We start from the raw sequence: 10,715 nt of genomic DNA, 5'->3' as shown, positions 1-10,715 counted from the left end.
GCCCAACTAAACTTCGTAAGTCCTAACTAATTACAAATATCCCAATATAAGATATTACAATTAGTAAACCGGATGTTGATAGTAAACCTGTCTAACTTAATCAATCCAATGATGTTCCGGTCAGTCGTAAAAATACATCTTCTAAGTTGGTGCGGCGGCGGGTTAGACTAACAGATGGAATCGTATTTAGGTCCTGCCAGAGAGGTTGGGGATTGTCCATAGGTAATGCAATCAGATAGTTACTGCCAAAGGTGCGATACCAAGTTCCGTACTGAGTCGCTAATTGTTGCAGGATATCTGGCGAGATTCCCTCAATCTCCACTAGCTCTTTACCAACAGTGCGCTCAATCAGGTCATCGGGGGTACCTTCGTCAATCACCTTACCCTGCTGAAGTAAGATTAAGCGATCGCATAACCGTTGTGCTTCATCCATATAGTGAGTAGTCAACAACACCCCACACCCCTGATGTTTCAGGTGAATCACCAGCTTCCAAAAATCCTGCCGTGCATCCGGGTCAAGTCCTGTAGTAGGCTCATCTAAAAACACGACTTGGGGATGATTAATCAAGGCTCGTGCCAATACCAAACGCCGCTTCAAGCCACCAGATAGCTCATCAATCCGCCGCTGAGCATAATCCTGTAGCCCCACGAGCTCCAGTAACTCCCCTGCTCGTGTCCGAGCTGACTTACCGGTGATCCGGTAGTGGTGGGCAAAGACAACCAAATTCTCAAATACGGTGAAGTCCGGGTCAAGATTATCCTCTTGAGTAACAATCCCCATGGAAAAACGAACCTGTCGCCCTTGAGAATGTACCTGATATTGACCCAACTGTACAAAGCCACGACTAGGCACAACTGCGCCGTAGAGCATTCCCACCGTAGTCGTTTTACCCGCACCATTCGGTCCAAGTAAACCCAAAACTTCCCCAGGATTTAGGGTAAAACTAACTCCACTAACGACAGTGCGATGCTCCTTTGGAGCCGCTACGCGAACGCCATAAGATTTCCACAAATCGTAAGCCGTCAGTGCTACTCGTTCCGTATCGATTTCAGATGTTGTAAGATGCATAGCTAAGACCACAGATGGGTGGCTCAATTTTGAAGGTTAGCGGGTTGAAGGTTAGCGGGTTGAAGGTTAGCGGGTTGAAGGTTAGCGGGTTGAAGGTTAGCGGGTTGAAGGTTAGCGGGTTGAAGGTTAGCGGGTTGAAGGTTAGCTGGTTGAAGGTTGGCTGGTTGGAGGTTAGCTGGTTGAAGGTTAGCTGGTTGAAGGTTGGCTGGTTGAAGATTAGCTGCTTGAAGGTTAGCTGAGTGAAATACCCAAGGATAATCGGTAATGGGTAATGGCTCACGGACCACTGACCCAAGGTTAATTGAGTCTTACTTAAATAAATTCATGACTTGGGTAAATTCATTAGCTTCGCAAAGCCAAAGGAAAAACTTTGCTTTCACTTGTACTACAAAAGTAGTATAACGAGACGTTTTAATGCTGTCAAAATTAATCAAGACACCAAAGATGGATGAAGGGATAGAAATCAGGCATTAAAGCCAGAAAAACAGGTACTTATCAAGTCTTATCTCTATTTATCGTTAATTTCAAAGGTAACCAGTTAACCTGTAAGCATTCAGCGATCAGCGATCAGCGATCAGCGATCAGCGATCAGCGATCAGCGATCAGCTAGCTAACCTTGGCCAAAAGGCCACGCGTTCGCGTTCAACCTTGGCCTTTGGCCACGCGTTCGCGTTCAACCCCCTAACCTTAAACCCACTAACCTTAACCCTTCAACCAACTCCCAAAATCAACTCCCAACTATTCAACCTTCCCGTATCCATCGCTACATCATCCACCACCTGTAATTGCCATACTCCCGATGCTGGTTTATTCAAAACCGACTTCAAACCAGGAGTAGTTTCCACGGAATAGGTTTGTTTTAATAGGCATCGGGGATGAATAGGGAACCTTTTAGGACTATTTTCAGTCTGAACCTTAGATCCAACAACTCTGGTACCTGCTTTACCTTTCCAAGAAGCCCTTAATCGTTTGTGGTAATGGTACTATACCAATAGTTTGGATTTACTCTATTATTTTAGGTAACCAATTCCCAAAGCTATAGTATGGTTTATTCTGGCACTCTTAATCCGGTCAGGCTCGCCTGTTTCGTTGCTCTTCCCGTGATGGCAGCTTTGGTAGTACTGCCACCAGCACAGGCGCAAGGTGCTGATATCCAAGTAGAATCAGACATCACTGACCCCAACAATACCGGGCCGTTGACTCAAGAAGACAGCCTATTGAGTATGCCGGGGGGAGAGCGGATGATGCAAGAGGCGACGAACGCTATTGATTCAGGGAACTATAGCGTAGCGGCCAAAAAACTCCAAGAGGCACGTCAGATATTCAACCAGTTGTCTAACTTTTACCAACAGCTGGCTTCCAGTTTTTCCGGCATTGACAACCGAGTCTACGAGTCTCAACGGCAAAAAGCCCTGGAAACTGCTGAAAAGCGAGATGAAGCTACCTATCGGCTAGCCCTAGTCCATCGAGCCAATGACCAGCCAGAATTAGCTGTCCCCTTGTTAATTCAAATTATTCGGTCTCAAAATCCAACCAGGGAATTGGGAAAAAAATCCTACCAACAGCTGTTTGAGCTAGGATTCGTCGATTCTCCCTTTCCTAGAAATGGCAATAGCCAGCCCACCTCGTCCGCTGGTTCTAATAAAGGCAGTTAAATTGTAAGCTATCAGCTATCAGCTATCAGCCAATGGCCTTGGCCGTTGGCCACGCTACGCGAATGGCCACGCTGGGCGAACAGCTTATGGGCACGCTACTTGAGGTGCTTTTGAATAAAACAAGAGGTAAGCATTGGTTTGATCTGAGTTACGGAAAGCTGACCGCTGACCGCTGACCGCACCTCAAGTAGCGTGCGCGTAGCGCATATGCTTACGTTAAATTTTAGTGTATTTTAGAAATTCCAATAGAAACTGGAATAAAAAAAATGGATCCGATTAGTACACAGCAAGTTGAAGAAAAGATTAAAGAATCGATACCGGATGCTCAGGTAAAAGTAGAAGATTTAGGGGGTGGTAACCATCTCCAAGCCACTGTTGTCTCCTCCGAGTTTGAAGGTAAATCCTTGGTGAAACAACATCAGCTGGTTTATGGAGCCCTAAGCGAAGAGTTGGCAACGGAGGCCATTCACGCCCTAGCTCTAAAAACCTATACCCCCGAAGCTTGGGCTGGCAAGCAGTAAACTGGCCTAAGTCATAATTGGAAGAGTCTAGGATTTCGCGCCCGCTAGACTAATATAATATCGACTATCGAAATAACTATCTAGATATCCCAGGAGTTTAAGACAACGATGACACCAGAACTGAAAGAGAGAATAGAAAAATTAACACAAGAGCACAAAATTTTGGTATTCATGAAGGGCAGCAAACTAATGCCCCAGTGTGGCTTTTCTAATAACGTTGTCCAAATTCTGAATAGCCTAGGAATTAAGTACGAAACCGTAGACGTACTAGAAGATTACGAGATTCGCCAGGGAATCAAAGAATATTCCAACTGGCCAACTATTCCTCAAGTGTACATTAAGGGAGAGTTTATCGGTGGGTCTGATGTGATGATTGAGATGTATCAAAATGGTGAATTGCAGCAGACCGTTGAAGTCGCCCTGGCATCCTAATCCTTGACTGCACCAAACTATTGACAGAACTGAACAACCGCAAAAAGCGATCGGATTAGGAAATGCGATCGCTTTTTTTTAGGGCGTTGCTTAATAATGGAATGATTTTAAGAGTTTTCTGGAATGGACATGTTGGTGGAATGGGCATCTTGCGTGGAACTGGCATCTTGGTAGAACTGGCATCTTGCCAGTTTCATGCTTATTTTCGAGCGGGCAGGATGCCCACATATTTTCGAGCGGGCAGGATGCCCACTCTACTCCTATTCATTCGAAGATTCAGCAACGCCGAATTTTTTCTTATTCCCTATTCCCTAGTGATCCAACCAAACCGCTAAATCCGTTGCTGTCTCAAAATCCAACAACGCTTCACTCAATTCCTCCAATCGAGTAATGGATAATCCCTCAATCTGCTGTTGGAGCCCAGGCTCAAGTAAACCTAACCTCAGGGTTAGCTGACGCATCACAATTAATACCGCTTCCTGCTGCTTTCCTCGGTCGAGTCCCTGCTGGAGTCCCTGCTGGAGTCCCTGCTGGATTCCCTGCTGGATTCCCTTCTGGACTCCCTTTTGGATAATATCTTGATAGGTGACTGATTCTTCCATAACTTCCTCCCTCAACAATCGACGCACTAAATTTTTGTCAAACCGTAAACCAGCCAGCACATCCACACAGGCTGCTAAGTTTCCTCGTAATGGTTTTTCTTCAATTTTATCCACTTCAGCAACCACTTGCTCCAACAATAGATTAGGCCGATTACTCCTAGCTAGAGTTGCCAAGGGTAACAAAGCCCGATTGGCTAACAGTGGTAATGGGTCTTGCTCCCACAAGCGAATTACTCGATAACGATGCCAGGTATTAGTATCCCTAAACTCGTTATTGAATACCATCTGTGAGGTCGTAGACTTTAGAAAAATCACCACCTGTTCAATCGGACATCGGTATTTGCGCTGTAGCCTGACCCAATAGTCCAACATCCGAAATGGTAATGGTGGCTCAGATTGAGGTAAGGTTTGAAATTCTAGGTGCAGAATTTGGTTTGTACTTTGGAGTAAAGTCAGAGCATCAGCTTGAATGGGTTCAGCACTTAATTCGGTTTTAAGTACCTGAATATCATCAGGTTCCTCACCCAATAGCCACTGAAAAAACTCTGATGGATATTCTTCTGCTAGGTATTTGCAGATATTATCGTAGGCCAAGGCAAATTGTTCAAAGTTAACACTATCTCAGACAGCGATGCAGCGCGGTCTTGGGGGTTTCCCCCATGAGCGACTGCATCAAGACAGTGTAGTGAATCTGAGCTAAAAAATTGATCGCACCTGGATCTTGTTTATTTATTCAAGTTATGATACCGGAGTATTTCTGATTGACAGAATACCTTTAGATAAGATCTAAATCAGAAGGGTGCATCTCATTAAAGGTGTTTGACCTGGTGCCTGGAACAGGCATCTTGGTGGAACAGGCATCTTGCCTGTTTCCAGATCCACTGCTCCCTGTTCCCAGATCCGCTGTTCCCTACTCCCTATTCCCTACTCCCTACTCCCTACTCCCTACTCCCTATTCCCTTTGCTATTAGCTGAATGAGCATCCTAGAGTTAGAGTCTACTCTCAATCGTTATGAAGCTGCCCTGACCGCCCTTGAAAAAACTGACAATAATCCATCTCCTGAAGCCATTCTTCGTGTCCTGATTGCTCGCAATATTGTTCAGGAAAAATTTGCTGATATTGCCCACATTTCTAAAGATAAACTGATTAAACTGATTGAGTTAGATAGCAGATTGAAAAAGCAGGCTGGTTTGATTACTCAGACTGTGCAATTAACTAATTGGCGGACTAGCTTTCATCCCCCACAAGACTACTGGTGGTGGTTTCTACAAGCACCTACTCATCGCTTAGACCGTTTCGACTGGCTGTGGAATGCACTGACAGTTACTTCTTTAACGGCATCGGTGAGTCTAGTGGTAGATATTTCCTCCCGTTTTTTAAGTACTAGTCCGGGTTTTATAGGTTCTTTTGCGGTGATTTCCCAGAGTGCATTGACCTTGTTGACAGCTGGGGGGGTTTTAACCAAAGCTGGTCGTACAGGTGTTGAAGAAATTCTATCGGGATTAGGGATTAAAAAATATCTTTGGCAAGAAGTAAAATTGGGACTATCGGTGGTACTTTTAGTTTCGTTAATTGGCTTTCGAGGATCTTTGCCCTTGATTTCGGACTGCTTTAATAAATGGGGTTTCGACAAATATGATAATAAAGGAGACTGGTCAAGTGCTCAGTCTAATTATGAACGAGCATTGAGTCTCAATCCAGATAATGCCGAAGCGCACTACAATTTGGGTCGTCTTTATGAAGATTTACAGGAGTTGGATAAGGCGCGAACTCAGTATAGGTTAGCGGTAGAGGGGGGTTTAGATGCTGCTTATAATGAATTGGTGCGGTTGTATATTCAAGATAAAAACTATTCCCAAGCGGTATCTTTACTTTTGAAGGGGTTAGATACTGTGCCAGAAGCAGAAACGGGAACTCAATATGCATTATTGAAAAACTTAGGCTGGGCTAGGTTGAAGCAAGAACGCTATGCCGAAGCCGAAACCTACCTCAGAGATGCTATTGAACTAGACAAAACCTTTACGCGAACTCCGGCAGCGGCTCACTGTTTATTAGCGCAAGTCATTGAAAACAAACCAGAAAAAGATCCAGACAATGCCTTGGCAGAATGGAAAATTTGTTTACGCTATACTGATATCCGTAACCCTGATGAAGATATCTGGGTTGGGATGGCTCGTGAACGTATAGATGCTCAAGTAGGTGTTAAAGATAAGACTAGTGAATCGACTAAGTAAGCTGATTTGCTCTGCCCCGATCTTGACCATAGTTATGATTATGTTGGGAAGCCTGGTGAGTAAGCCAGTACTGGCAGGGCATTGGATTTTTAAAACCACGGGTAGAGTTGAGCTAGAACGGGAGGGATGGTCACGTTTCCATCCAGTGCCTAACTATACCACGATAAATCCAGGGGATCTGCTGAGACCACCATCGGGGGTTAGGGTTAAACTATTTTGTGATCATGGTAAAACTCACTCTGTACCTGCTGGGGTAACAACAGGCATTAATGGCATATGTCCACCACCGCGAATTAAAAGCTCCAGGAGAATTGTCAGAGCACGTCCGGTAAGCTCCTCTATTCCCTACATTATCAGCCCACGGGCAACTCGTTTACTGACTGACAAGCCCACTCTAAGCTGGCATGATGCCACCGATGCTAGCAGTTTCATGGTAACAGTGAGAGGGCGAGGCTTGAATTGGACTGAGGAATTTAGTCGAGAGCAGGTTTGTCAACAGGGTATTTGTCAGGTTGTTTATCCAGGAAGTAAGCCACTAAAACCTGGAGTTAGTTATAAGTTGGTCGTCGAGACTGATAGAAATCGTGCCTCTACAGAAGATAGCACTGGAGGACTAGGATTTACGCGGATTAAGTCAGATCAAGCTAGAGAAATTCAGGTTATTGCTCGGCGGATTCAGGAACAGAATCTACCAAAGGAGTTCAAGCCCTTAGCTCTAGCTGAACTCTATGCTGACTACGATTTAACGGCTGAGGCCATTGAAATCCTGGAAGGACAAGAAAACGATCAAAAAATAGCACCGATTTATCGCTTACTGGGTGATTTGTATAAACGGATAGGACTAGTTGTGGAAGCTAAGGGTCCTTATTCAAAGGCAGTAGAACTGACCACAGCAACTGAGCATTGGGAAGAACTAGCAGCAGCCAAAGCTGGATTAGGGGAGGTTCAGTATGCTCGTGGGAATCGGCAAGAAGGAGTGAGTTTGTTAGAACAAGCGAAGGCAATCTATGAACAGTTTGGGGACCGAAAACGGGTAGGGGAATTAGAAAAGCAACTGTCAGAGTTAAAGTAAGATTTGAGATTCCCTAGGGATTAACACTGGCTATACCAATCCTAAATGAATTGTGATATGTTTTGCGGCCATATTACCTACTCCCTACTCCCTGCTCCGAAGCTCCCTAAAACCCAGATATTTTTACCTCACTCGTTCTGAGAATTGCTAGATATGATTCAAACTATACCAGCCAGAGAAATTACTCTATACGAATTAGAAACAAAATTTGGGATTCACTTAGTTGAGGATAACGAATTTTTTCGAGAGTGGCAAGATGATTTGCCAGAAATTACTGCTACGGAAAAAGAAAGATTAGACCGAGTCAAGGTTAGTTATACAAATTTAACGAAATATCCTCCTCTGTTAGAAAACACCGTCAAAATGGTTGTGCTCTCTCCCTTGTTAGATTTAGCAGGGTTATACTTGCCTCCTTTTCACATCAAGTCAGAGAAGTCTGTAGAAATTGCCGAAGAAGACCGGGGAGTTATCGTCAGAGGAAATATCGATGTATTGGTGTTATGGGAGCAGTTTTTGGTAGTGGTTATTGAATCCAAGAAAGTGGCCTTTTCTTTGGAAGTGGGTAAACCCCAACTCCTGGCTTATATGCTGTCAAATCCCTATCCTGAAAAACCGGTTTATGGACTGATTACGAATGGCAGTAGCTTCAGGTTTATCAAATTAGTTAAAGGCGAAATAACTCAGTACGCTGTCTCTAAATTGTTTGATATTTTCAATCCAGGAAATGAGCTGTATAGCGTTCTAAGGGTACTGAAGGGTTTGGGTCAATTGGCAATTAACCAGGAATAATGGTGATTTGTGATGAGGGATAGGAGTTTACCGCCAATAGTTCTACATTACCTGGGAGTTCGTCTGTTGATGGTAACCCTGGTTCCTGCTATCTTCTCTGCTACTGTAACTGTGCCACTGATGGCTCAATCGAGCTGGGCACAGACTCAAAACTCCCAGGAAGAAGCCACCCCCTCAGACTTACTTCAGGCTAAAGCTGACCAACTGTTTGAGCAAGGAATTGAACAATACCAGTCAATATAAAGCTGCCCTCCAGTCCTGGCAAGAAGCCCTAGGCATTTATCGCGAACTGGAAGACCGCCACGGGGAAGCCAACTCCCTCAACAATCTCGGGCTTGCTTAGGATAGCCTAGGGCAATACCGCAAAGCGATTGAGTTTCATCAGCAGTCTTTATCCGATACTTTTTAGCTACCAAAACCTACCAAAGGCAAATTCTGGCTCGCCAATGCAAGATGCAATAGCATCCAGGGGGTATCTCCGCGCTTCTCTGACGGAATATCCCGCGAGCGCCATAAAAATGTCAAAAAAGTCTAACACCGGGATAGAGAGCGCAACTACTAAACCCTTGGTTTTCGGCTTTAATTTAAGTTACATAATAATCCCTGTCGGTGTTAACCTAATTTAAGTTTAACAAATAATAAGAGTTTTTGGTAGAGTCTGCGATATTTTCTCTAGCTGTTTACTAACTCTCCGCAACCGTCCCAAAAACCAGTGGGATCACGAAACGATTGCCGAAACCGAAAACAACCGAACTGCTCTGCGAAAAGACTACCAGGACTTGCTGGTTCAATTAAAAGTCCAAAACCCTGAAATCGCTAGCTTAAAAACTGTAGAAGTTGCCTCCCTCCCTGAAATCCAAGGCTTGCTGGATAGCGATACTACCCTAGTCGAGTACTTTGTCACGGATGAACGCACCCTAGCCTTCATTATCACCCGCAACAGCTTCCACACTGTCCCCCTCAATGTCACTCGCCAACAACTGACCGAAGAACTGACACTTTTCCAAGACTTTGCTGACTTAGATCAACCCCATCCCCTAGAACTTAAAAACCTGCACGACTGGCTAATTGTACCCCTCCAGCCCCATCTCAACACCACCACTATCACCATTGTTCCCCACGGTATCCTGCACTATCTTCCCTTTGCTGCCCTCACTGACGGCAAGGAGTACCTCAGTGACAACTACGCCCTATTGTCCCTGCCCAGTGCTAGCATCCTGCGCTACTTACCCGACAAGGGCAAATCAACCACAGGCAGTCTTCTCGCCCTGGGAGATCCCACCATTCCTGGACTTTCCCCCTTAAATCATGCTCAAAAAGAAGTAGAGACCATTGCCAAGCTCTTCCAGACCAAAGCCCTGGTGGGGAAAGCGGCTACCGAAACCGCTCTCCGCTCTAGGGCTTGTAACAGTTTCCGAAAATATTCATATACCTCCCACAATCTCCCAGAATGTGTGTTAGATTAAAAACATGGCACTCATTCCACTCCGTAAGGCGGTCGAACTTACGGGACTCTCCAAAAATACACTAAGAAAGTACGCGGACGATGGAACGATTAGATGCGAGAAAACGCCAGGCGGAACAAGATTGTTTGACGTCGAAAGCCTGCTCACTTTCGGGAACAGTTCGTCAAGCTCTCGATCAGATCATTTTACAATTTGCTACTGTCGAGTCAGTTCCACTAAACAAAAAGACGACCTCGCCAGACAAATCGCCTACATGCACTCCCTTTTCCCGCAAGCCGAAATCATTAAAGACATCGGCTCAGGACTCAACTACAAAAGGAAAGGGCTTCGATCCATATTGGAACGAGTTGTGCGTGGAGATCAGCTCACGATTGTTGTTGCCTGTAGAGACAGACTTACACGATTTGGGTTTGAACTCATTGAGTACTTGGTTAGAAGTTACCGTAAGAGTAGTGCAGCCTTTATAGTTGGTAAATTATGCAGCATAGGGTAAAGGTTTTGTAGTAAGGCTGCACTACTCTAAGGTTTCATCTCCGGTCGGCATCAACGGTGGAAAAATCTTGGTTCTCGACCAGCCTGAAAGTTGTCCAGAATCAGAACTTACCGCAGATCTTCTCTCCATCATTCACGTCTTCTCTTGCCGTGTCCACGGACTCAGAAAGTACGGGTCAAAAATCAAAAAAGATCCGGATATTCCTCAATGCTGAACAGCGATATACTGTTCGTAAGTGGTTTGGAGTTTCCCGTTATGTTTTCAACAAAACCGTCAAGATTCTTGAAGATGGTGAGACTAAAGCTAACTGGAAAGCCATCAAGACCGACATTCTGAATAGCTTACCAGAGTGGTGTAAGGCAGTACCTTATCAAATCAAAT

The 10,715-nt window shown here is 44.8% G+C and carries 18 protein-coding genes; 14 read left to right on the top strand and 4 right to left on the bottom strand.

What is annotated here, in order from left to right:
- Window positions 1-100: 100 nt before the first annotated feature.
- The 3 genes from F6K37_RS22080 to F6K37_RS22070 all read right to left on the bottom strand — a co-directional run bounded on the left by F6K37_RS22080 (window position 101) and on the right by F6K37_RS22070 (window position 1,914).
- A complete protein-coding gene (locus F6K37_RS22080; RefSeq protein ID WP_044495031.1) occupies window positions 101-1,069 on the bottom strand; it encodes an ABC transporter ATP-binding protein in 969 nt (322 codons plus the stop codon).
- 23 nt (window positions 1,070-1,092) lie between these two features.
- Complete coding sequence (locus F6K37_RS22075) at window positions 1,093-1,356, bottom strand: pentapeptide repeat-containing protein (protein WP_287252163.1); 264 nt, start codon at window positions 1,354-1,356, stop codon at window positions 1,093-1,095.
- 423 nt (window positions 1,357-1,779) lie between these two features.
- Complete coding sequence (locus F6K37_RS22070; RefSeq protein ID WP_008188949.1) at window positions 1,780-1,914, bottom strand: proprotein convertase P-domain-containing protein; 135 nt, start codon at window positions 1,912-1,914, stop codon at window positions 1,780-1,782.
- Between the two features lie 198 nt (window positions 1,915-2,112).
- Here F6K37_RS22070 and F6K37_RS22065 point away from each other — a divergent pair, with 198 nt between their 5' ends.
- From F6K37_RS22065 to F6K37_RS22045, 5 genes are all read left to right on the top strand, one after another.
- Window positions 2,113-2,724 carry a tetratricopeptide repeat protein gene (locus F6K37_RS22065; RefSeq protein WP_044495021.1) on the top strand — a complete coding sequence of 204 codons (612 nt, stop codon included), beginning with the start codon at window positions 2,113-2,115 and terminating at the stop codon, window positions 2,722-2,724.
- A 32-nt stretch (window positions 2,725-2,756) separates the two neighbouring features.
- On the top strand, window positions 2,757-2,900 hold the full coding sequence (locus tag F6K37_RS22060) for a hypothetical protein (RefSeq protein ID WP_008188952.1): 144 nt from the start codon (window positions 2,757-2,759) through the stop codon (window positions 2,898-2,900).
- A gap of 90 nt (window positions 2,901-2,990) precedes the next feature.
- Window positions 2,991-3,245: a BolA family protein gene (locus F6K37_RS22055; protein WP_008188957.1), complete on the top strand. Its 255-nt coding sequence runs from the start codon at window positions 2,991-2,993 to the stop codon at window positions 3,243-3,245.
- A gap of 108 nt (window positions 3,246-3,353) precedes the next feature.
- Window positions 3,354-3,677 carry a Grx4 family monothiol glutaredoxin gene (gene grxD, locus F6K37_RS22050; RefSeq protein WP_008188959.1) on the top strand — a complete coding sequence of 108 codons (324 nt, stop codon included), beginning with the start codon at window positions 3,354-3,356 and terminating at the stop codon, window positions 3,675-3,677.
- Between the two features lie 101 nt (window positions 3,678-3,778).
- A complete protein-coding gene (locus F6K37_RS22045) occupies window positions 3,779-4,012 on the top strand; it encodes a hypothetical protein (RefSeq protein ID WP_287252159.1) in 234 nt (77 codons plus the stop codon).
- Here F6K37_RS22045 and F6K37_RS22040 read toward each other — a convergent pair.
- The gene (locus tag F6K37_RS22040) at window positions 3,989-4,873 is read right to left on the bottom strand and encodes an Rpn family recombination-promoting nuclease/putative transposase (protein ID WP_287252157.1); all 885 of its coding nucleotides are present in this window, start codon (window positions 4,871-4,873) and stop codon (window positions 3,989-3,991) included. The two genes, F6K37_RS22045 and F6K37_RS22040, sit on opposite strands and share 24 nt — an antisense overlap.
- 221 nt (window positions 4,874-5,094) lie before the next feature.
- On the opposite strand from F6K37_RS22040, the gene F6K37_RS22035 reads away from it, so the two are divergent.
- The 9 genes from F6K37_RS22035 to F6K37_RS21995 form a co-directional block, all read left to right on the top strand.
- Window positions 5,095-5,250, top strand: a complete 156-nt coding sequence (locus F6K37_RS22035) for a hypothetical protein (protein ID WP_154659933.1) — start codon at window positions 5,095-5,097, stop codon at window positions 5,248-5,250.
- Window positions 5,251-5,254: 4 nt separating this feature from the next.
- A complete protein-coding gene (locus F6K37_RS22030; RefSeq protein WP_008188962.1) occupies window positions 5,255-6,514 on the top strand; it encodes a tetratricopeptide repeat protein in 1,260 nt (419 codons plus the stop codon).
- On the top strand, window positions 6,498-7,586 hold the full coding sequence (locus F6K37_RS22025) for a tetratricopeptide repeat protein (RefSeq protein WP_287252154.1): 1,089 nt from the start codon (window positions 6,498-6,500) through the stop codon (window positions 7,584-7,586). Before F6K37_RS22030 ends, F6K37_RS22025 begins: the two co-directional genes overlap by 17 nt.
- A gap of 153 nt (window positions 7,587-7,739) precedes the next feature.
- Window positions 7,740-8,375, top strand: coding sequence for a PD-(D/E)XK nuclease family protein (locus tag F6K37_RS22020; protein ID WP_008188971.1), 636 nt, complete (start codon window positions 7,740-7,742; stop codon window positions 8,373-8,375).
- Between the two features lie 12 nt (window positions 8,376-8,387).
- A complete protein-coding gene (locus F6K37_RS22015; RefSeq protein ID WP_075873635.1) occupies window positions 8,388-8,618 on the top strand; it encodes a hypothetical protein in 231 nt (76 codons plus the stop codon).
- Window positions 8,596-8,718 carry a hypothetical protein gene (locus F6K37_RS22010; protein WP_008188975.1) on the top strand — a complete coding sequence of 41 codons (123 nt, stop codon included), beginning with the start codon at window positions 8,596-8,598 and terminating at the stop codon, window positions 8,716-8,718. The genes F6K37_RS22015 and F6K37_RS22010 overlap by 23 nt, the downstream gene beginning before the upstream one ends.
- A gap of 436 nt (window positions 8,719-9,154) precedes the next feature.
- Window positions 9,155-9,841, top strand: coding sequence for a CHAT domain-containing protein (locus F6K37_RS22005; protein ID WP_008188977.1), 687 nt, complete (start codon window positions 9,155-9,157; stop codon window positions 9,839-9,841).
- Between the two features lie 4 nt (window positions 9,842-9,845).
- Window positions 9,846-10,334, top strand: coding sequence for an IS607 family transposase (locus tag F6K37_RS22000; RefSeq protein WP_008188980.1), 489 nt, complete (start codon window positions 9,846-9,848; stop codon window positions 10,332-10,334).
- 56 nt (window positions 10,335-10,390) lie between these two features.
- On the top strand, window positions 10,391-10,715 hold a 325-nt coding region (locus tag F6K37_RS21995), incomplete at its 3' end, for a helix-turn-helix domain-containing protein (RefSeq protein ID WP_287252150.1).

This window comes from Moorena sp. SIO4E2 (genome assembly GCF_010671945.1).
Lineage (GTDB): Bacteria > Cyanobacteriota > Cyanobacteriia > Cyanobacteriales > Coleofasciculaceae > Moorena > Moorena producens.
This window is presented reverse-complemented; position numbering and strand designations above follow the sequence as displayed.